The 20,167-nt window shown below is 71.1% G+C and carries 18 protein-coding genes; 4 read left to right on the top strand and 14 right to left on the bottom strand.

What is annotated here, in order from left to right:
* Positions 1-50: 50 nt before the first annotated feature.
* The 6 genes from mmsB to IE286_RS10310 all read right to left on the bottom strand — a co-directional run bounded on the left by mmsB (position 51) and on the right by IE286_RS10310 (position 7,678).
* Entirely contained in the window at positions 51-1,289 is a 1,239-nt protein-coding gene (gene mmsB / locus IE286_RS10335; protein ID WP_189796343.1) for a multiple monosaccharide ABC transporter permease, read from the bottom strand.
* The gene (gene mmsA, locus IE286_RS10330; RefSeq protein WP_189796342.1) at positions 1,286-2,845 is read right to left on the bottom strand and encodes a multiple monosaccharide ABC transporter ATP-binding protein; all 1,560 of its coding nucleotides are present in this window, start codon (positions 2,843-2,845) and stop codon (positions 1,286-1,288) included. Before mmsA ends, mmsB begins: the two co-directional genes overlap by 4 nt.
* Before the next feature lie 54 nt (positions 2,846-2,899).
* On the bottom strand, positions 2,900-4,009 hold the full coding sequence (gene chvE / locus IE286_RS10325; RefSeq protein ID WP_189796341.1) for a multiple monosaccharide ABC transporter substrate-binding protein: 1,110 nt from the start codon (positions 4,007-4,009) through the stop codon (positions 2,900-2,902).
* A 232-nt stretch (positions 4,010-4,241) separates the two neighbouring features.
* Positions 4,242-5,210: a hypothetical protein gene (locus IE286_RS10320; RefSeq protein WP_189796340.1), complete on the bottom strand. Its 969-nt coding sequence runs from the start codon at positions 5,208-5,210 to the stop codon at positions 4,242-4,244.
* A 303-nt stretch (positions 5,211-5,513) separates the two neighbouring features.
* Positions 5,514-6,518: a zinc-dependent alcohol dehydrogenase gene (locus tag IE286_RS10315; RefSeq protein ID WP_189796339.1), complete on the bottom strand. Its 1,005-nt coding sequence runs from the start codon at positions 6,516-6,518 to the stop codon at positions 5,514-5,516.
* The gene (locus IE286_RS10310; protein WP_189796338.1) at positions 6,515-7,678 is read right to left on the bottom strand and encodes a mandelate racemase/muconate lactonizing enzyme family protein; all 1,164 of its coding nucleotides are present in this window, start codon (positions 7,676-7,678) and stop codon (positions 6,515-6,517) included. Before IE286_RS10310 ends, IE286_RS10315 begins: the two co-directional genes overlap by 4 nt.
* A gap of 233 nt (positions 7,679-7,911) precedes the next feature.
* On the opposite strand from IE286_RS10310, the gene IE286_RS10305 reads away from it, so the two are divergent.
* Entirely contained in the window at positions 7,912-8,775 is an 864-nt protein-coding gene (locus IE286_RS10305; protein ID WP_189796337.1) for an SCO2400 family protein, read from the top strand.
* An 80-nt stretch (positions 8,776-8,855) separates the two neighbouring features.
* Here IE286_RS10305 and IE286_RS10300 read toward each other — a convergent pair whose 3' ends face one another.
* A complete protein-coding gene (locus IE286_RS10300) occupies positions 8,856-9,296 on the bottom strand; it encodes a MarR family winged helix-turn-helix transcriptional regulator (RefSeq protein ID WP_189796336.1) in 441 nt (146 codons plus the stop codon).
* A gap of 113 nt (positions 9,297-9,409) precedes the next feature.
* Between IE286_RS10300 and IE286_RS10295 the strand changes: the two genes are divergently transcribed.
* Both IE286_RS10295 and IE286_RS10290 read left to right on the top strand, forming a co-directional pair.
* Positions 9,410-10,432: an NADP-dependent oxidoreductase gene (locus IE286_RS10295; RefSeq protein ID WP_189796335.1), complete on the top strand. Its 1,023-nt coding sequence runs from the start codon at positions 9,410-9,412 to the stop codon at positions 10,430-10,432.
* Positions 10,433-10,504: 72 nt separating this feature from the next.
* Complete coding sequence (locus IE286_RS10290; RefSeq protein ID WP_189796334.1) at positions 10,505-11,335, top strand: EI24 domain-containing protein; 831 nt, start codon at positions 10,505-10,507, stop codon at positions 11,333-11,335.
* A gap of 171 nt (positions 11,336-11,506) precedes the next feature.
* Here the strand turns inward: IE286_RS10290 and ctaD are convergent, their stop codons facing one another.
* The 3 genes from ctaD to IE286_RS10275 form a co-directional block, all read right to left on the bottom strand.
* On the bottom strand, positions 11,507-13,219 hold the full coding sequence (gene ctaD / locus IE286_RS10285; RefSeq protein WP_189796333.1) for an aa3-type cytochrome oxidase subunit I: 1,713 nt from the start codon (positions 13,217-13,219) through the stop codon (positions 11,507-11,509).
* A 366-nt stretch (positions 13,220-13,585) separates the two neighbouring features.
* Positions 13,586-14,575, bottom strand: a complete 990-nt coding sequence (locus IE286_RS10280) for an aldose epimerase family protein (protein ID WP_189796332.1) — start codon at positions 14,573-14,575, stop codon at positions 13,586-13,588.
* A 15-nt stretch (positions 14,576-14,590) separates the two neighbouring features.
* Positions 14,591-15,487, bottom strand: coding sequence for an SGNH/GDSL hydrolase family protein (locus tag IE286_RS10275; protein WP_189796331.1), 897 nt, complete (start codon positions 15,485-15,487; stop codon positions 14,591-14,593).
* 251 nt (positions 15,488-15,738) lie between these two features.
* Here IE286_RS10275 and IE286_RS10270 point away from each other — a divergent pair, with 251 nt between their 5' ends.
* Positions 15,739-16,233, top strand: coding sequence for a DUF3145 domain-containing protein (locus IE286_RS10270; RefSeq protein ID WP_125497583.1), 495 nt, complete (start codon positions 15,739-15,741; stop codon positions 16,231-16,233).
* Between the two features lie 109 nt (positions 16,234-16,342).
* On the opposite strand, the gene fabF is transcribed toward IE286_RS10270, so the two are convergent.
* The 4 genes from fabF to IE286_RS10250 form a co-directional block, all read right to left on the bottom strand.
* Positions 16,343-17,614 (bottom strand): beta-ketoacyl-ACP synthase II, encoded by a 1,272-nt coding sequence (fabF, locus tag IE286_RS10265; RefSeq protein WP_189796330.1) that lies wholly within the window; start codon positions 17,612-17,614, stop codon positions 16,343-16,345.
* A gap of 189 nt (positions 17,615-17,803) precedes the next feature.
* Entirely contained in the window at positions 17,804-18,052 is a 249-nt protein-coding gene (locus IE286_RS10260) for an acyl carrier protein (RefSeq protein ID WP_125497581.1), read from the bottom strand.
* A 95-nt stretch (positions 18,053-18,147) separates the two neighbouring features.
* On the bottom strand, positions 18,148-19,179 hold the full coding sequence (locus IE286_RS10255; RefSeq protein WP_189796329.1) for a ketoacyl-ACP synthase III: 1,032 nt from the start codon (positions 19,177-19,179) through the stop codon (positions 18,148-18,150).
* Between the two features lie 22 nt (positions 19,180-19,201).
* Positions 19,202-20,119 (bottom strand): ACP S-malonyltransferase, encoded by a 918-nt coding sequence (locus IE286_RS10250; RefSeq protein WP_189796328.1) that lies wholly within the window; start codon positions 20,117-20,119, stop codon positions 19,202-19,204.
* Positions 20,120-20,167: the final 48 nt, after the last annotated feature.

Below are 20,167 nucleotides of genomic sequence, written 5' to 3'. Positions count from 1 at the left end.
CAGCTCCTCGTCAGGAAGCGGGTCCCGCGAGGCGGCGGGACCCGGACGGCTCACGAACCGGACCTGCGCTTGTTCCACACGTCGAAGCCGACGGCGGCCAGCAGCGCCAGACCCTTGATCACCTGCTGCCAGTCGGTGCCGACGCTCAGCAGGTTCATGCCGTTGTTCAGCACACCGAGGACGAGACCGCCGATGATCGCGCCGAGCACGGTGCCGACACCGCCGCTCATGGACGCGCCGCCGATGAACGACGAGGCGATCGCCTCCAGTTCGTAGTTGACGCCCGCCTTCGGGGACGCCGCGTTGAGGCGGGCCGCGACGACCAGGCCCGCCAGGGCCGCGAGCACCCCCATGTTCAGGAACACCTGGAAAGTGACCCGCTGGTCCTTCACACCGGACAGCTTCGCGGCCGGCAGGTTGCCGCCGATGGCGTAGATGTGGCGGCCGAAGACGGTGTTGCGCATGACGTAGCCGTAGCCGACGACCAGCACGCCCAGCAGGATCAGGACGATCGGTGCGCCCTTGTAGCTGGCGAGCAGCAGGGTGACGGCGAGGACGGCGGCGACCAGGGCGACCAGCTTGAGCGCGAACAGCCGGGCGGGCAGCACGTCCAGGGAGAACTCCTGCTGCCTGCGCCGGTCGCGGACCTCCTGCCACACCACCGAGGCGATGATGACGAGGCCCAGGAGCAGGGTGATGTTGTGGTAGTTGGTGGTGGGGCCGACCTCGGGCAGGAAGCCGTTGCCGGCCTTCTGCAGGCCGTCCGGGAACGGGCCGAGGGTCTGTCCCTTGAGCAGGATCTCGGTCAGGCCGCGGAACAGCAGCATGCCGGCGAGGGTGACGATGAACGACGGTATGCCGCAGTAGGCGATCAGACAGCCCTGCACGGCGCCGGCCGCGGCGCCGACCAGCAGGCACAGCAGCACCGCCAGCTGCCAGGCCATGTGGTGGTCGACCGTGAGGACGGCGGCGGTCGCGCCGACGAAGGCCGTCAGGGACCCCACGGACAGGTCGATGTGGCCCGCGATGATCACCAGCATCATGCCGATCGCGAGGATCAGGATGTAGCTGTTCTGCAGGACCAGGTTGGAGACGTTGCGCGGCAGCAGCAGATCGCCGCCGGTCCACACCTCGAACAGGACGACGATCAGGCCCAGCGCGATCAGCATGCCGTACTGGCGCATGTTGCGGCGCAGCCCGTTCAGCATCACCTGGAGCATGCCGGTGCCGGTCTTCTCGCCGCCCGGTGGCGCGGGGGCCTGGCTCGTGGTGGTCACATCCGTGCTCATCGCGTCACCTCGTTGTCCTGCGTGTCCTTGGTCATATGGCGCATCAGCACTTCCTGGGTGGCCTCGGCCCGCGGCACCTCACCGGTCAGCCGTCCGGCGGCCATCGTGTAGATGCGGTCGCACATGCCGAGCAGTTCGGGCAGCTCGGAGGAGATGAAGATCACCGCCTTGCCCTGCGCGGCGAGCCGGTCGATGACCGTGTAGATCTCGTACTTGGCGCCCACGTCGATGCCGCGCGTGGGTTCGTCCAGGATCAGCACGTCGGGGCCCGCGAAGATCCACTTGCTGAGGACGACCTTCTGCTGGTTGCCGCCCGACAGCTTGCCGACCGGTTCGAAGACGGTGGGCGCCTTGATGTTCATGTCGGTGCGGAACCGCTCGGCGACCTGCCGTTCCTCGTGCTCGTCCACCACGCCGTGCCGGGCGACCTTCTGCAGCGCGGTCAGCGAGATGTTGCGGTTGACGGTGTCGATGAGGTTCAGGCCGTAGTGCTTGCGGTCCTCGGTGACGTACGCGATGCCGTGCCCGACCGCCTCGGCGACGGTCCTGGTGCGGATCTCCCGGCCGTCCTTGAGGACCGTGCCGCCCGCCCAGCGGCCGTAGGTGCGCCCGAAGACGCTCATCGCCAGCTCCGTGCGCCCGGCGCCCATCAGGCCGGCGATGCCGACGATCTCCCCGCGCCGCACCGTCAGCGAGACGTCGTCGACGACCTTGCGCTGCCGGTCGATCGGGTGGAACACGGTCCAGTTGCGGATCTCCAGCGCCGGTTCTTCCCCCTCCTTCGGCCGGTGCCAGGTGCGTTCGGGGAAGCGGTGGTCCAGGTCGCGGCCCACCATGCCGGCGATGATCCGTTCCTCGGTGGTCTCCGGCGCCTTGACGTCGAGGGTCTCGATGGTGCGCCCGTCGCGCAGGATGGTCACCGAGTCGGCGACCTTGCGGATCTCGTTGAGCTTGTGGGAGATGATGATCGAGGTGATGCCCTGGTTCTTCAGCTCCAGGATCAGGTGGAGGAGTTTGGCGCTGTCCTCGTCGTTCAGCGCGGCCGTCGGCTCGTCCAGGATGAGCAGCTTCACCGACTTCGACAGCGCCTTGGCGATCTCCACCAGCTGCTGCTTGCCGACGCCGATGTCGGCGACCCGGGTCTCCGGGTGCTCGTCGAGCCCGACCCGGCGCAGCAGCTCGGTGGCGTGCCGGAGGGTCTCCCGCCAGTCGATGAACCCGCGCCGGGCGTGTTCGTTGCCGAGGAAGATGTTCTCCGCGATGGACAAGAACGGCACCAGGGCCAGCTCCTGGTGGATGATGACGATGCCGCGTTGCTCGCTGGCCCGGATGTCCTTGAAGCGGCAGACCTCCCCCTCGAAGAGGATCTCGCCCTCGTAGGTGCCGTGCGGATGGACGCCGGAGAGCACCTTCATCAAGGTGGACTTGCCGGCGCCGTTCTCCCCGCAGATGGCGTGGACCTCGCCCTGACGGACGGTCAGGTTGACGTCCGACAGTGCCGTGACACCGGGAAAGGTCTTGACGATCGAGCGCATCTGAAGGACGGGTCCCGCCATGGTCGTGCCTTCCGGTTCGGTGGGATCGGACGGATGCGGCGCGTGCCCGCGGCGTCAGCCCTTCAGCTGGGCCTCGGTGTAGTAGCCGCCCTTGACCAGGACCTCTTCGTAGTTGGTCTTGTCGACGCTGACCGGCTGCAGCAGGTAGGAGGGGACGACCTTGGCGCCGTTGTCGTAGCTCTTGGTGTCGTTGACCTCGGGCTTCTTGCCGTGGAGCAGGTCGTCCACCATGGTCGCGGCCACCTGGGCGAGCTTGCGGGTGTCCTTGTAGACGGTCTGGGTCTGCTCGCCGGCGATGATCGACTTCACCGAGGCCAGCTCGGCGTCCTGCCCGGTGATCACCGGCAGCGGTTTGGCGGACGTGCCGTAGCCGTCCGACTTCAGCGCGGACAGCACACCGATGGAGATGCCGTCGTAGGGGGACAGGACGGCGTCGACCCGGGTGTTCTTGTAGGTCGAGGTGAGGATGTCGTCCATGCGCCGCTGGGCGGTGGCGCCGTCCCAGCGCAGGGTGGTGACCTGGTTGAGCTGGGTCTGCCCGGAGCGGACCACCAGCTTCTTGCTGTCCAGGTACGGCTTGAGGACGCTCATCGCGCCGTTGAAGAAGTACCGGGTGTTGTTGTCGTCGTTGGAGCCGGCGAACAGCTCGATGTTGAAGGGGCCCTTGCCCTGCTTCAGGCCCAGCTTGTCGACGATGTAGGAGGCCTGGAGCCGGCCGACCTTCTCGTTGTCGAAGGAGGCGTAGTAGTCGATGTTCTTGGTGCCCAGGATCAGCCGGTCGTAGGAGATGACCGGGATGTTCGCGTCCTTGGCCTCCTGGAGCACATTGTTCAGCGACTTGTTGTCGATGGCCGCGATGATCAGTCCCTTGACGCCCTGGGTGATCAGGTTCTCGATCTGCGACACCTGGGTGTCCGGGTCGTCCTCGCCGTAGACCAGCTTGGTCTTGTAGCCCTTGGCCTGGAGGTTCTTGACGACGTTGTCGCCGTCGGCGATCCACCGCTCGGAGGACTTGGTGGGCATCGCGATGCCGATGGTGGCGCCCTTGACGTCGTCCGTCTTCTCCTTGCTGCCGCCCTCGCTGTTCTGACCGCAGGCGGACAGGGACAGGGCGAGGCAGGCGGCCGAGGCCATCGCGGCGAGTGCGGCTCTGCGGTTGCGCATGGTCATCATCCTCGGTGTGGGTGCGTTCGGTCCTGCGGTGCCGGTGAGCGCCTGGCGGGGGGAGCCGCTGGGGGCGCGGAAGGTGCCGGTGGTGCTGGGTGGTACGCGGTGATGCCGGGTGGTGAGCAGTGGTGCACGGACGGTGCGGGAAACGGCCGGAGACGGGCCCGACCGGTTGTGTGGGATTGTGCGCGGTCGTGTGTCGTTCTGTGAAGCCTCAGTTTCCGGAACGTTATGCCGGCGTGGTGAACCGCCGCAGGGTGCCCGGCAGCCGGGAGCCGAGCGGCGCCATGTCCCCTGCGGCGCCGTGCCGTTCGAGCAGATCCAGCACGAGCCGGCCGCGCCGCACCCGCTCCCGGGCCGTGGCCAGGGTGACCTCGCGCAGGTGGTGGCCGTAGGGGTAGATGCCGGGCGCCTTGGACAGGCCGAACTTCAGATACAGCGGCGCCCCGCGCCGGATCAGCTCCGCCACCTCGTACATGCGTACATACCCGCCCAGGTCGTCCGGTGCCTCGATGTACATGTCCAGCGGGGCGGCCGACACCCGCCGGATCTCGGTCAGGTGAGCGAGCGTCAGGTCGCTGGGCACGTTGATGGAGTCGGCGCCCAGCTGCTCGACGACGGCGAAGGAGGCCGGGTTCACCGGGCCGATCAGCGCGGACACCTTGAGCGTGGTGTCGGCCGGGATCAGGCCCGCCGTGCGTGCCCGGTGCAGCGTCCACAGCACGCCCTCGTCGGCGACGAGCAGGCATTTCACGCCCAGTTCGGTGGCCCGCACCGCGTCCTCCACGCACCCGGCGACCGCGTCGTGGCCCCGGGCACGCAGCCCCGCGCCGTGCGAGTCTGTGCGCACCGAGGCGCCGGTGTCCCAGGTGCCACGCGGCCCGGTGAACAGGCACAGCTCGATGTTCCGTTCGGCGGTCGCCTGGACCATGTCGGTGATCTCGGCGTCGGTCAGCATCCACACGCCGCTGCCCTGGCTGATCCGGTGGACGGGGACGTCGAGCCGTGCGGACTCCTCCAGCACCACCGCCAGTGCCTCCGGCCCCTCGCAGGAGGGGATCTCGGTGCGCCAGCGGCCACCGCCGGGGAAACGGTGCGGGGAGGCGTCGGCGGGGTCGGGTGCGGGGGCACCCAGTCCGAGCGCGGTGAGCACCTGCTCACCGGGCCTGCGGGGTGCCGTGGCGGATGCGTCGGTCACGGGCTGTCCTTCGGGTCGGCGAGCCGCGCGGCGACCCGGTCCGGGCGTTCGGTATGCCGGACATGGTTCGCGGCTCGCGGTGCGGAAAACGACGGACGGTCGGGGAGACGGGGGACGGTACGGGGTCGGGCGGACGGACGGTCGGTACGAGGTGGCGGTACGGGGTGGCGGTACGGGGACGGACGGGCGGTACGGGGAGCCGCAGGCCGTACGCGCCGAGGCGGACGGGGCGGACGGCGGCGGACGGGGCGGACGGCGGCGGGCGGCGCGCGGTGGTGCGCGGGCCACCTTCCGGCCGCAGGCTCAGGGGCGGAGCAGCACCTTGCCCACCCCCGGATCCTGGGACCCCACCAGGCCGATGGCCCGCGCGAAGCCGGCGAGCGGCAGCTGATGGGTGACGAGCGGCAGCGGGTCGAGCAGTCCGGCGGCGAACGTCCGCACCGCGTGCGCCCAGGCGTTGGGGGGCGCGCCGAACACGGTGTGCACCTGGAGCTGCCGGACGACCAGGTCCGTGGGGTCCAGTCCGTCGGCGCCGGGCGCTGGGATGCCCGTCAGGACCAGGCGTCCGCCGCGCCGCAGCAGCCCGGCGGCCATGCGCGCGGCACAGGCGGAGCCGGCGGCCTCGATCACCACGTCGAGGTCGTCGGGCAGCCGCTCGCCGGCGGTGCGGAAGCCGGTGGCGCCGAAGCGCCGGGACAGCTCCTCGCGGCCCCGGTGGGTGCCGATCACCAGCAGCTCGGCCGGACTGACGGCGGCGAGGAACTGCACCGCGAGCATCCCGAGGGTGCCGGTGCCCACCACCGCCGCCCGCTCACCGGGCCGGGCCCCGGCCTTCAGGGCGGCGGCCGCGACACAGGCGGCCGGCTCCAGCAGGGCGGCGGCGGTGAGATCCGCGTCGTCCGGCAGCACGTGCAGCAGCCGGGCGGGAAGGGTGAGGGTGGGTGCCATGGCGCCGGGCTGGGTGAACCCGGTCTCCTCGTACCCGGCGGAGCACAGCGTGGTCTCGCCGGCGTGGCAGCGGTCGCACACCTGGCAGTTGCGGAAACCCTCACCGACCACCTTGCGGCCCACCAGCGTCTCCGGCACCCCGGCGCCCACCTGCCGGACGGTCCCGGACCACTCGTGACCCGGCGTCAGCGGGTAGCGCACATAGCCCTCCGGGCGGGTGCCGTGCCACACCTCGCGGTCGCTGCCGCAGATCCCGACGGCGTGCACGGCCACCTGGGCTTCGCCGGGGCCGGGGGTGCGCGGGACGTGCGGTGCGAGCCGGTGCCGGCCGGGCGCGTCGACGACGACGGCCTCGCTCACCGCTCGCCCCCGGGGTTGCGCTTCTCCCAGCCCTCCGCCCACAGGTCGAAGTGGGCCCGCTGCTGCGGGAACTCGGCCGCCGCGTCCACGTCCAGCTCCACGCCCAGGCCCGGCGCGTCGGAGCGGTGGAAGCAGCCGTCCTCGGGGTCCACCTGCGGGGCGCCCTTGACGACCTTCTTGATCTCCGCGTCCGCGAAGTCGTTGAAGTGCTCGAGAATCTTGAAGTTGGGGGTGGTGAAGCCGAGCTGGAGGGAGGCCGCGGTCAGCACGGAGCCGCCGACGTTGTGCGGGGCGACGAGCAGGTAGTGGCTCTCGGCGGTGGCGGCCAGCTTCCGGGTCTCCCAGATGCCGCCGAGGTGGCCGACGTCCGGCTGGACGATGTCCGCGGCCTGGTTCTCGAACAGCTCCCGGAACTCGATCCGGTCGTGGATGCGTTCGCCGGTGGCCACCGGCAGATCCACCTTCTCCGCGACCTTCTTCAGCGCCTTGAGGTTCTCCGGCGGGCACGGCTCCTCCAGCCAGGCCGGCCGGTAGGGCGCCATCTCCTTGGCCAGCCGTACCGCGGTGGCGGGGGAGAAACGGCCGTGCATCTCCAGCATCAGCTCGGCGTCCGGGCCGATGGCGTCGCGCACCGCCTCGATGAGCGAGACCGCGTACAGGGTCTCCTGATGGTCGAGTTCGTAGTGCCCGGTGCCGAACGGGTCGATCTTCAGCGCCCGGTAGCCGCGTTCCATGACCCGCCGCGCGGCCTTGTGGTAGGCCTCCGGAGTCCGCTCGGTGGTGTACCAGCCGTTGGCGTACGCCTTGACCTTGTCCGTCACCGCGCCGCCGAGCAGTTGCCACACCGGTACGCCCAGGGCCTTGCCCTTGATGTCCCAGCAGGCCGTCTCGACGACCGCGATGCCGGACATGACGATCTCTCCGGCGCGGCCGTAGTCGCCGTACTTCATGCGCCGGACGAGGTCCTCGACGGCGAACGGGTCCGAGCCGCGGATGTGGGTCTGCTCCGCCTCCTTGAGATAGCCGAGGAGGGCGTCGGTGTGCCCGAGCATCCGGGTCTCGCCGACTCCTGTGATCCCCTCGTCGGTGTGCACCTGGACATAGGTCAGGTTGCGCCACGGCGTCCCGACGACGTGCGTGCTGATGTGGGTGATGCGCACGGTCGTTGCCCCTCAGCTCTGCGGATGGCCGGTCTGGGTCGTTCGATATGTCGTCACGCGTTCGAAATGTTGGCGTGACAGTAAGGACGGGGTACGCGGAGTGTCAATGGGGCAGACAGGTATCGGTTCCGGCGCGGCACGCGCGGCGTTTTCCGTGTCTCCCGGGGTTCTTCGAAAAATCCTCACATCCGGGTCTAGGAACGCCGCGTGGCTGAATTTAGTCTTCCCGCGTCATGGACGACTACTGCGACCTGTGCCGACGGCACCTCAACGGCGCTCTCGCCTGCCCCGGTTGCGGAACTCCGGCCGACGCGCTCGCTGACCGCCCCGGGCAGGACGAATCCTTCGCCGCCGAGGACTCGGGGCCGTACGGGAGTGAGCCGTACGGGGGCGGGAGCGGCGCGCCGGCGCCGCCCGGCCGGGCCGAGCTGCGCCGCCGGGCGCGCGGCAGGAGGCAGGAGCGTCCGAGCACGGACCGGCGCGCACGAAGGGGCGCGGCGAGCGAGGGGCGGCCGGGCGAGACGGCCATGAGCCGTCGTGACCGCAAGGCCGCGGCCTCGCACCGCAGGCGCCGGCGCCGCGCGCTGCTCATCGGCGCGGGGTTCGTGCTGGCGGCGGGCGGCCTGAGCCTGGCCGAGCTGGGCACCGACACGCCCGGTCTGCCGTCCTTCACCGGCCCCGGCTCGGTCGCGGCCGAGGGCACCGGCGACGCCACAGGGGCCGCCCCGGAGGCCTCGGGCACCTCCGAGACGGACCGGGCGGCCGGGCAGACCCAGGAGGGCACCCCCACGGCACCCGGCGGCACCGCCTCCGGCTCCGCGTCCGCCTCCCCGGGCAGCGGCACCCCGCGTCCGGGACAGAGCGGGGCCGGCGCCTCGTCACCGGCGGTGCCGGCGCCCTCGGCGAGCGCCTCGGCGCCGGATGCCGGACAAGGCGGCGATCCGGGCACGGGCACCGGAAGCGGCGGCGGGGACACGCCCCCCGACACCACCCCGCGGGCCCCGGAGGACCCCACCACCGGCCCCGACTCCCCGGAGCCGGAGCCCAGCCCGACCAAGAGCCAGGGCTGCCACCGCTTCCTGTGGTGGTGCACCTGATCGTGGTGTGGTGCGCCTGACCCTGGAAGTGCATTTGATCCTGGAGGTGCGCCTGACCGTCCCCGCGGCGGTGCACCCGCTCACCCGGCGGCGAGCATCCGCCGGAGCAGATCGCGCAGCACCAGCCGCTCGTCCTCGCTGAGCCCGGCCAGCGGCTCCCGGGCGAACCGCAGCCCCTCGCGCAGCTCCCGCGCGACCCGGCGCCCCTCCTCGGTCGCCGCCGCCAGCTTCACCCGCCGGTCGGCCGGATCGGCCCGCCGTTCGACCAGGCCGCGCACCTCCAGCCGGTCCACGATCCCCGTCACGTTCGACGGCTCGCACTTCAGCTTCTGCGCGAGTTTGCGCATCGGCAACGGCTCCAGCGCCAGCAGGCTCAGCAGCCGTGCCTGCGCCCCGGTCAGCGCATGCTGCCCGGCGGCGTCCTCGTAGTCCTCGTAGAAACGGGCCACCACATCGCCGATCAGCTCGACGACCTCCAGGGTCAGAGCGTCGGGGCGAGGGGGGAGCGAAGGTGTGGCCATGGCGACCAGCGTACCGGTTTGCTTGACATATTGAAATATTCAGGGGCATGGTTGTTTCAGGTACTGAAGCTTTCCGGGGTCTCCCCCCACCCCCACCGAGGAAAGGCGCCACCATGTCCGACACCCCCGCCCTCCCCGCCGTCAGCCGCGCCTGGCACCTGGTCAGCCGGCCGGTCGGCTGGCCCGAGCCGGACAACTTCGCCCTGGTCGAGGCCCCGCTCCCGGAGCCCGCCGAGGGCCAGGTCCTCGTCCGCAACGAGTACCTCTCGGTGGACCCGTACATGCGCGGCCGGATGAGCGCCGCCAAGTCGTACGCGGCGCCGTACGAGCTGGACAAGCCGATGCAGGGCGGCGCGGTCGGTGAGGTCGTCGTCTCCCGCGCCGAGGGCATCGCCGTCGGCGACCATGTGCTGCACTACGGCGGCTGGCGCGAGTACGCGGCCGTCGACGCCCGGCAGGCGGTCAAGGCCGACCCCGAGGCCGCACCCCTGTCGGCCTACCTCGGCGTGCTGGGCATGCCCGGCCTGACCGCCTACGCGGGCCTGCTGCGCGTCGCCTCCCTGAAGGAGGGCGACGCCGTCTTCGTATCGGGCGCGGCCGGCGCGGTCGGCAGCCAGGTCGGACAGCTCGCCAGGCTCAAGGGCGCCTCCCGGGTCATCGGATCGGCCGGCTCCGACGAGAAGGTCGAACTGCTGCTGCGGGAGTACGGCTTCGACGCCGCCTTCAACTACAAGAAGGGCCCCGTGAAGGAGCAGCTGCGCGCCGCGGCCCCCGACGGCATCGACATCTACTTCGACAACGTCGGCGGCGAGCACCTGGAGGCTGCGATCGGCTCCCTCAACCTCGGCGGGCGCATCGCGATCTGCGGCATGATCTCCACCTACAACGACACCGAGCCGGCCCCCGGCCCGCGCAACCTCGTCCGCCTCATCCAGACCCGCGGCCGCATCGAGGGCTTCCTCGTCGGCGACCACTACGACCTGCAGCCGCGGTTCGTGGAGGAGGTCGGCCGGTGGGTGCGCTCCGGCGAGCTGAAGTACCGGGAGACCGTCGTCGAGGGCATCGAGAACACCGTGGAGGCCTTCCTCGGGGTGCTCCGCGGCGACAACACCGGCAAGATGGTCGTCAAGCTCTGAGCCGATCTCCGCCCGCGCGAGGCGCACCCGCCCCGCCGCCGGCTCACGGCGGCCGGTGGATACAGTGAGCGCATGCGTGATCTGGGGGTGGGTGTCCGCTGTCTGCTGGCGGGCCAGCGCTGGGTGGCCCGCAACGGCCGGGCGTACGGGTTCGGGCTGCTGCCCGGACTGATCACTCTGGTGCTCTATGCCGCGGTACTCGTCGTCCTCGCCCTGTGGGGCGAGGACTTCGTCGCATGGGCCACGCCGTTCGCCGACGGCTGGCGAAGCCCGTGGCTCGGACTCTTCCGCGGCTTCCTCACCGCCGTGCTGTTCGCCCTCGGACTGCTGCTGACGGTGGTCAGCTTCACCGCCGTCACCCTGCTGATCGGCCAGCCGTTCTACGAGAAGCTCTCCGAGCGGGTCGACCGGTCCGTCTCCCCGGACGGCACGGCACCGGAGACCTCGCGTCCGCTCTGGCGCGACCTGTGGGTCTCCGCCCGCGACGGGCTGCGGATCGTCGCACGGTCCGCGGTGTGGAGCGTGCTGCTGTTCGCCCTGGGCTTCCTGCCGGTCGTCGGCCAGACGGTGATCCCGGTCATCGGTTTCTTCGTCACCGGGTTCTTCCTCACCGAGGAGCTGACCGCCGTCGCCCTCGAACGCCGGGGCGTCGAACTGCGCGAGCGCCTCGCCCTGCTGCGCAGCCGCAAGATGCTGGCCTGGGGTTTCGGCACCCCGCTGGGCCTGGCCTTCCTGGTGCCGTTCGTGGCGGTGTTCCTCATGCCCGGCGCGGTCGCGGGGGCCACCCTTCTCGCCCGCGAGCTGCTGGGCGAGGAGACCGCGGGGAAGGACGGCGCCTCGCGGGAGACGGCCGCGGCCCCTGACGGGCCGGCGCCGGGGGCAGAGGTTGCGTACAGGCCGTGAAGGGTTTGTACGAATGCGCCGCGCGGCGCCCTGGTCCGGCGGTCCGCCCGCCGCGCCGGTCTACCGTCGGTGGCGGGCCGAGTGCCCCATGAAACAGCCCCGGCCCGGGACCTGACCCTGGACCGGGGCTTGTGACGTCCCGGCCGCCGGCCGGGTTCCCGCCACGGGATCTCAGCCGCGGTCGCCCTCGTGTCCCGCGGCGTCGATCACGTCGCGCCGTCCCGTGTTCTCCTTCTGGTCCAGCTGGGCCAGCGCCGGATGACGCAGGTCGAAGGCGGGCGACTCGGAGCGGATCCGTGGCAGGGTGACGAAGTTGTGCCGGGGCGGCGGGCAGGAGGTGGCCCACTCCAGGGACCGTCCCCACCCCCACGGGTCGTCGACCTCGATCTTCCTGCCGGTCTGGGCCGTCTTCCACACGTTGTACAGGAACGGCAGGGTCGACAGACCCAGCAGGAACGCCCCGATCGAGGAGACCATGTTCAGGCCCGTGAAACCGTCGGCGGCCAGATAGTCGGCGTACCGCCGGGGCATGCCCTTGGCGCCGAGCCAGTGCTGGATCAGGAACGTGGTGTGGAAGCCCACGAACAGCGTCCAGAAGTGGACCTTCTCCAGCCGGTGGTCGAGCATGGCGCCGGTCATCTTCGGCCACCAGAAGCTGAAGCCGCCGAACATCGCGAAGACGATGGTGCCGAACAGGACGTAGTGGAAGTGGGCGACCACGAAGTAGCTGTCGGTGACGTGCCAGTCCAGGGGCGGGGAGCCGAGGATGACGCCGGTCAGCCCGCCGAAGAGGAAGGTGACCAGGAAGCCGGCCGCCCACAGCATGGGCGGCTCGAAGGACAGCGAGCCCTTCCACATGGTGCCGATCCAGTTGAAGAACTTCACCCCGGTCGGCACCGCGATCAGGAAGGTCATGAAGGAGAAGAACGGCAGCAGGACCGCGCCGGTGGCGAACATGTGGTGGGCCCACACCGTGGCGGACAGTCCCGTGATGGCGATGGTCGCGCCGACCAGGCCCATGTAGCCGAAGATCGGGGTGCGGGAGAACACCGGGATGATCTCGGTGATCACGCCGAAGAACGGCAGCGCCAGGATGTACACCTCCGGGTGGCCGAAGAACCAGAACAGGTGCTGCCACAGCACCGCCCCGCCGTTGGCGGCGTCGAAGACATGGGCGCCGAACTTGCGGTCCGCCTCCAGCACCAGCAGGGCCGCCGCCAGGACGGGGAAGGCCAGCAGGATCAGCACCGAGGTCAGCAGCACGTTCCAGGTGAAGATCGGCATCCGGAACATCGTCATGCCCGGTGCGCGCATGCAGACGATCGTGGTGATGAAGTTGACCGCGCCGAGGATGGTGCCGAAGCCGCTCAGCGCCAGCCCCATGATCCACATATCGGCACCGGTGTACTCGCTGCGGGCCGGTCCGCTGAGCGGTGTGTAGGCGGTCCACCCGAAGTCGGCGGCACCCTGCGGGGTGAGGAAACTGCCCAGCACGATCAGGCCGCCCAGCGCGAACAGCCAGTACGACAGCATGTTCAGCCGGGGGAAGGCCACGTCCGGGGAGCCGATCTGCAGAGGCATGATCGCGTTGGCGAAGCCGGCGAACGTGGGAGTGGCGAACAGCAGCAGCATGATCGTGCCGTGCATCGTGAACGCCTGGTTGTACTGCTCGTTGGACAGGAACTGCAGCCCTGGGCGAGCCAGCTCCAGGCGGATCGCCATGGCCAGGAGACCGGCGATCAGGAAGAAGCAGAACGATGTGATCAGGTACAGATGCCCGATCTTCTTGTGGTCCGTCGTCGTCAGCCAGGACAGGATCACCCGGCCCGGACGGCGCCGGCCTCCCACCGGCACGAGCGTGGTCGGCTCGGTCTCTACAGTCATCGGTGTCCCCATCGTCGGGATGGCAGCCGTTGCGAATCCTTCGGTAGCCAACGTCCCGTAACAGGGCGAAAGGTGCACGTACAACCGGCCGATGCAGGGTCAGGTGTCGCGGGCGCACCCGGTGCGGGGCCGGCCGGGGGGCGAGGTCGGCCCCGCACCGGCACCCCGGCCCCTCGTCCGGACGGCCGCCTCGCGCGGGGCGGGACCGCCCCGACGGGTGCGTCCGCATGAGTGATCCGTCCCGCGGCCGCCGTCGGGCGGGCCTGCCCGGACGGGTCGAGTGGACTGGCCCCGCATGTGCTCGTCGCCGGGTGCGGAGCGGAAGGTCACGTCCGGCCGCCCGGCCGGGCGGCCCGGAACGGCCTCTCAGGCGCCGTCGGAGGATGGCCGCACGGAGAACCCGTACACCGTCTCCGAGCGGTACACCTGACCCGGCCTCAGCTCGGTCGCCGGGAACTCGGGCCGGTTCGGGGAGTCGGGGAAGTGCTGGGTCTCCAGCGCGATCCCGGCCCCGGCACGGAAGGGCGCGGTGAGGTGGTCGCCGGTGTACAGCTGCAGGCCCGGCTCCGTCGTCGCCACCGTCAGCACCCGCCCCGAGCCGGGGTCGTACAGCTCGGCGACCCGCTCGGCGGTGCCGGTGACGCCCTTGTCCAGCATGAAGTTGTGGTCGTAGCCCGCGCCGACCGGACGGGACGCGCGGAAGTCGAACCGGGTGCCGTCGACCTCGGCCGGCTCGCCGGTGGGAATCAGGCCCTCGTCGACGGGCGTGTACCGGCCCGCGGCCAGGCGCAGCTCGTGCCCGCCGGCCTCGCCTTCACCGGCCAGGTTCCAGTAGCTGTGGTTGGTCAGGTTCACCACCGTCGGCGCGTCGGTGACGGCCTCGTAGACGATGCGCAGGGCGCCGGTCTCCTCCAGGGTGTAGACCACCGTGACCTGCAGGCGGCCCGGGAAGCCCTCCTCGCCGTCCGGGCTGACCCGGCTCAGGCGCAGCCCGTGCGGCACCGGCTCGACGTCCCACACCCGCTTGTCGAAACCGCGCTCGCCGCCGTGCAGCGCGTTCGGGCCGTCGCTGCACGGGACCGTGTACGTCCGCCCGTCCAGCTCGAACCGGCCGCCGGCGATCCGGTTGGCGTACCGGCCGATCAGGGCACCGAGGTACGGCTCCGGGTGGGCGAGGTAGCCGTCCAGGCCGTCGAAGCCGAGCACCACGTTCGCCGGGCGCCCGTCGCGGCCGGGGGTCTCCACGGACTGCACGATCCCGCCGTACGACAGCACCCGTACCCGCACCCCGGCCCGCTCCAGCGTCCAGCGGTGGACCGGGGTGCCGTCGGCCAGCGTGCCGAAAAGTTCACTCATGCGGCACACAGTAGGTCAGGGGCGTTCCGCCGTGACCACGCGGTAGGCGATCTCCGCCAGCCTGGCCTGGCCGTCGCGGCTGGGGTGGAACCAGTCCCAGCGGCTGAGCTGCGCGGTGCCGAACCGGTAGTCGTAGACGGCGTTGTCGTCGAACCGGCAGCGGGCGTCCTCGGCGCAGACCTCCTTCAGCACCGCGTTGTAGGCCACCACCCGGTCCTGCACCGTCTTGCGCCGCTGGGCGGCGGCCGCGCCCAGCGCGTCGGCGTCGCCCAGCATCGACGGGCACAGGCCGAGCCGCCAGATCTGCTTGCCCAGCGGGTTGGTCCGCCCCTCGGACCACAGCCGCATCAGGTTCGGCACGCTGGCGACGTACACCTGAGCCGTCGGCAGCTCGGCGCGCAGGGTGTGCATGGCGTCCTGGAACTGGCTGCGGAAGTCGGCCACGGAGGTCATCTGCGCCACCGTGTCCCGGCAGGCGTCGTTGGCCCCGATCATCACCGCGACCAGCTGCGGCTTGTGCACGGCCGCCTTGACGATCTGGCTCTTCAGATCGCTCATCCGGGCGCCGGTCACCGCGTGGTTCCAGCTGCGCCGGGTCACCTCGGACGCCCCCAGCAGCCGCCTGGCCAGGCTGTTGACCGCGGGATCGGTGCCGGTCGCCCAGGATGACTGCGGACAGTCCGACAGCACCGTGCAGGTGTCGAAGCCACGGGTGATGGAGTCGCCGACCGCGGCCACGGAGTCCGGGCTGGTGTCCCAGGCAGGGGCGGTGGCGGACGGCTGCCCGGAGCCCGACCCGGAGTCCTGCCGGCCGGAGGCGGTGTGACCGGCGGCGCCGCAGCCGGCGGACGCCAGCACGGCCGCCGCGACGGCGGCCCGGGCGAGGCGCAGACGGTGCCTTCGCTTCCGCATCTCGATCCCCTCGGTCGTCGGCGGGGGGTGACCCCTTCCCTCCATGAGAACGCCTGGGGGTTCCCGCTCCCACCCGAGGTGAGGGCAGGGGCGCGGACAAGCGTCCCCCTGGGTGAATCGACGGGGATTTCCCGGTACCGGGACCGACGGTACGTCACACTCCGCGGCACCTTGCGCGGTAGCCTCGCCCTCAGCAGAGCCCCCGCATCTCTGCCGCCCGCCCGTCCTGCCCCGCTTGCCCGGAGGTCCCGGTGACGACACGTGGAGTTCTGTACGTGCACTCCGCGCCGCGCGCGCTGTGCCCGCACGTCGAGTGGGCCGTCGCCGGCGTGCTGGGCACCCGCGTCAGCCTGGACTGGATCAGGCAGCCCGCCGCGCCGGGCACCTGGCGGTCGGAATTCTCCTGGCAGGGCGAGGCCGGCACCGCCTCCAAGCTCGCCTCCGCGCTGCGCGGCTGGCATCTGCTGCGGTTCGAGGTGACCGCCGAGCCGTGCGCGACCGCCGAGGGCGAGCGCTACAGCTGCACCCCCCAGCTCGGCATCTTCCACGCCGTCACCGGCATCCACGGCGACATCCTCATCCCCGAGGACCGGCTGCGGGCCGCGCTGGTGCGCTCCCAGCGCGGCGAGAGCGACCTGGAGGCGGAACTCGCCCAGCTGCTGGGCAAGCCCTGGGACGACGAACTCGAGCCGTTCCGCTATGCGGGTGAGGGCGCCCCGGTGCGCTGGCTGCACCAGGTGGTCTGACACACCCGCCCGCGGACACACGGGCGGACGCGCGAGCCGACACGCCAAGGGCCCCTTACCGAGCGGTGAGGGGCCCCTGCGGCCGTCAGGGGTGCGGCGCGCGCCGTTCTCAGACGGTGCGGAACGCCAGCACCACGTTGTGCCCGCCGAACCCGAACGAGTTGTTCAGGGCGGCGATACGGCCCTCGGCGGGCAGCTTGCGCGCCTCGTTGCGGACGATGTCGGCGTTCGCCTCGGCCTCGGGGTCGAGGTTCTCGACGTTGATGGTCGGCGGGGCGATCCGGTGGTGGACCGCCAGCACGGTCGCCACCGACTCCACGCCGCCCGCTCCGCCGAGCAGGTGACCGGTCATCGACTTGGTGGCGGAGACCGCGATGTGGTCGGCGTCGTCGCCGAAGACCTTGCGCAGGCCCTTCAGCTCCGCGATGTCACCGGCCGGCGTCGAGGTGGCGTGCGCGTTGACGTGCACCACCTCGGACGGGGCCAGGTCGGTGGTGTCCAGCAGGTTCTGCAGGGCGTGCGCGATGCCGCGGCCCTCCGGCTCCGGCTGCACGATGTCGTGGCTGTCGGAGGAGATGCCCTGGCCGACCGCCTCCGCGTAGACACGGGCGCCGCGCTTGGCGGCGTGCTCGGCGGACTCCAGGACGAGCACGCCGGCGCCCTCGCCGAGGACGAAGCCGTCCCGGGCGACGTCGAAGGGACGCGAGGCGCCCTGCGGGTCGTCGTTGTTCTTGGACATCGCCATCATGTTGCCGAACGCGGCGATCGGCAGCGGGTGGATCGCCGCCTCCGTGCCGCCGGCGACGACCACGTCGGCCCGGCCGGTGCGGATCATCTCGATGGCGTAGCCGATGGCCTCGGCGCCCGAGGCGCAGGCGGACACCGGGGTGTGCACACCCGCCCGGGCGTTCACCATCAGGCCCACGTTGGCGGACGGGCTGTTCGGCATGAGCATGGGCACCGTGTGCGGGGAGACACGGCGGACGCCCTTCTCCTTCAGCACGTCGTACTGCGCCAGCAGGGTGGTCACGCCGCCGATGCCGGACGCGATCACCGTGCCGAGCCGGTCCGGGTCGATCTCGCCGCTCTCGCCGGCCTTGCCGGTGAACCCGGCGTCCTTCCAGGCCTCCTGCGCGGCGATCAGCGCGAACTGGGCCGAGCGGTCCAGCCGGCGCGCCTGCGGCCGCGGGATGATCTCGGACGGCTCCACGGCGATCGGGGCCGCGATCCGGACGGCCTGCTCGGCAGCCCATTCCTCTTCGAGGGGCCTGACACCGGACCTTCCGGCGACCAGACCCTCCCAGGTGGAGGCTGCGTCGCCACCCAGCGGTGTGGTTGCGCCGATACCGGTGACGACCACGGTGCGATTGGTCGAGCTCACGGGAATTCTTTCTCCAACAGTACGAGGAGGACGATCCCCGCCGGGGGCGGGGAACGGCGCCACCGCCGGGTGGCGGGGCAGTCAGCCCTAGGCCGCGTCCGTGACGTCCCGTCTGCCGCCCGACGCTCGGCCCGCCCTTCGGGGGGACGACGCGACGTCACGGACACGACCTAAGAGTTGATCGGTGGATCAGCTCTGGTGCTTGAGGATGTACTCGGCCGCGTCACCGACCGTCTTGAGGTTCTTGACGTCGTCGTCCGGGATCTTGACGTCGAAGCGCTCCTCGGCGGCGACGACGACCTCGACCATGGACAGCGAGTCGACGTCCAGGTCGTCGGTGAAGGACTTGTCCAGCTGGACGTCCTCGACGGGGATCCCGGCGATCTCGTTCACGATCTCGGCGAGACCGGCGACGATCTCTTCCTGAGTGGCGGCCATGTCGGCGCTCCTTCGTTGTGTTTCAGGGTGTGACTACCGCCGCGTCCGCGGCAGGGGAGTGGTCCGCTCCGGATGCATGATCCGGCACGGAGTGCCTAGGGGAGGGTAACGACCGTCGCGGCGTAGACGAGACCCGCCCCGAAGCCGATGATGAGCGCGGTGTCGCCGCTCTTGGCCTCGCCGGTCGCCAGGAGCCGCTCCATGGCGAGCGGGATCGAGGCGGCCGAGGTGTTGCCGGTGGTGCGGATGTCCCGGGCGACCGTGACATTCTCCGGCAGTTTCAGCGTCTTCACCATCGAGTCGATGATCCGCACATTGGCCTGGTGCGGAATGAAGACGTCCAGCTCCTCCGGGCTGACGCCGGCCGCGTCCAGCGCCTGCTGGGCGACCTTCGCCATCTCGAACACGGCCCAGCGGAAGACCGCCTGGCCCTCCTGCGTGATCGCGGGGAACTTGATGTTGCCCTGGCTGTCCAGGGGCAGCTGGGAGATGTCACCCACCCGGAAGCGGTCCCAGGGGACCGTCTGCTTGATCGTCCCGGCCTTGTCGCCCTCCGAGCCCCACACGGTCGGGCCGATCGCCGGCTCCTCGGAGGGGCCGACCACGACCGCGCCGGCGCCGTCGCCGAACAGGAAGGCCGTGGCCCGGTCGTCCAGGTCGGTCAGGTCGCTCAGCCGCTCCACGCCGATGACGAGCACGTACTCGGCGGAACCTTCCACCACCATGCCCTTGGCGAGGGTGAGGCCGTAGCCGAAGCCGGCGCAGCCCGCGGAGATGTCGAAGGCGGCCGCCTTGTCGGTGCCCAGCTTGTCGGCGATCTCGGTGGCCACGGCCGGGGTCTGGCTGAAGTGCGAGACGGTCGAGACGATCACGGCGCCGATCTGCGCGGCGTCGACCCCGGCGTCCGCGATGGCCTTGCCGGAGGCCTCGACGGCCATCGCCGCGACGGTCTCCTCCGGGCCCGCCCAGTGCCGGGTCTCGATGCCCGAACGCGAACGGATCCACTCGTCGGACGAGTCGATCCTCTCCAGGATCACCTCGTTGGGGACCACGCGGGTGGGCCGGTAGCCGCCCACGCCGAGGATGCGCGCGTACGGGGCGCCCTTGGCGGGCTTGATCTTCGCCATGTGCGATCGGCTCCTTGATGCGTCAGGCGTTCGCGTGCTCGGCGATGAGAGCACGGGCCGCGTCGAGGTCGTCGGGGGTCTTCAGAGCCAGCGTCTTCACACCGGGCAGCGCGCGCTTGGCCAGGCCGGTCAGCGTGCCGCCGGGGCACACCTCGATCAGCGCGGTCGCACCGAGTTCCTGGAAGGTCCGCATGCACAGGTCCCAGCGGACCGGGTTGGCGACCTGGCCCACCAGCCGCTCCAGGACCTCGCGGCCGCTGGTGACGGCCTGGCCGTCCTTGTTGGAGACGTAGGCGACCTTGGGGTCGGCCGGCTCCAGCGCCTTGGCGGCCTCGGCGAGCTTGTCCACGGCGGGAGCCATGTGGTGGGTGTGGAAGGCACCGGCCACCTTCAGCGGCACCACCTTGCGCACGCCCTCGGGCTTGTTCTCGTTCAGCTCGGCCAGCTGCTCCAGGGTGCCGGCGGCCACGATCTGGCCGGCACCGTTGACGTTCGCCGGGGTCAGGCCGAGCTTCTTCAGGTGCTCGGCGGACACCTCCGGGTCGCCGCCGAGCAGCGCCGACATGCCCGTCGCGGTGATCGCGGCGGCCTCGGCCATCGCCTGGCCGCGCTTGCGGACCAGCGACAGCGCGGCGGTGTCGGACAGCACGCCCGCGAAGGCGGCCGCGGTGATCTCACCGACGCTGTGGCCGGCGACGGCATCGGGTGCCACCTCGCCGAGCGCCGACGCCGACAGGATGCCGGCGGCCACCAGCAGCGGCTGCGCCACGGCGGTGTCGCGGATCGCGTCCGCGTCGGCCTGCGTGCCGTAGTGGACGAGGTCCAGTCCGATGGCGTCGGACCAGGCGGCCACGCGGTCGGCGGCGCCGGGCAGTTCGAGCCAGGGAGTCAGGAAGCCGGGCGTCTGGGCGCCCTGGCCGGGAGCGACGAGTACGAGCACTCTCACACTCTCTCTTGGGGACGGCCGCAGCCGCCCGTGGGGACAGGG

The organism is Streptomyces thermodiastaticus (assembly GCF_014656135.1).
GTDB lineage: Bacteria > Actinomycetota > Actinomycetes > Streptomycetales > Streptomycetaceae > Streptomyces > Streptomyces thermodiastaticus.
This window is presented reverse-complemented; position numbering and strand designations above follow the sequence as displayed.

Coding starts and splice junctions, on each gene's coding strand:
- IE286_RS10260 (WP_125497581.1), bottom strand. CDS start 18,052: ATGGCCGCCACTCAGGAAGAGATCGTCGCCGGTCTCGCCGAGATCGTG.
- chvE (WP_189796341.1), bottom strand. CDS start 4,009: ATGCGCAACCGCAGAGCCGCACTCGCCGCGATGGCCTCGGCCGCCTGC.
- IE286_RS10275 (WP_189796331.1), bottom strand. CDS start 15,487: ATGCGGAAGCGAAGGCACCGTCTGCGCCTCGCCCGGGCCGCCGTCGCG.
- IE286_RS10300 (WP_189796336.1), bottom strand. CDS start 9,296: ATGGCCACACCTTCGCTCCCCCCTCGCCCCGACGCTCTGACCCTGGAG.
- IE286_RS10280 (WP_189796332.1), bottom strand. CDS start 14,575: ATGAGTGAACTTTTCGGCACGCTGGCCGACGGCACCCCGGTCCACCGC.
- IE286_RS10295 (WP_189796335.1), top strand. CDS start 9,410: ATGTCCGACACCCCCGCCCTCCCCGCCGTCAGCCGCGCCTGGCACCTG.
- mmsA (WP_189796342.1), bottom strand. CDS start 2,845: ATGGCGGGACCCGTCCTTCAGATGCGCTCGATCGTCAAGACCTTTCCC.
- ctaD (WP_189796333.1), bottom strand. CDS start 13,219: ATGACTGTAGAGACCGAGCCGACCACGCTCGTGCCGGTGGGAGGCCGG.
- IE286_RS10255 (WP_189796329.1), bottom strand. CDS start 19,179: ATGGCGAAGATCAAGCCCGCCAAGGGCGCCCCGTACGCGCGCATCCTC.
- IE286_RS10305 (WP_189796337.1), top strand. CDS start 7,912: ATGGACGACTACTGCGACCTGTGCCGACGGCACCTCAACGGCGCTCTC.
- IE286_RS10290 (WP_189796334.1), top strand. CDS start 10,505: ATGCGTGATCTGGGGGTGGGTGTCCGCTGTCTGCTGGCGGGCCAGCGC.
- mmsB (WP_189796343.1), bottom strand. CDS start 1,289: ATGAGCACGGATGTGACCACCACGAGCCAGGCCCCCGCGCCACCGGGC.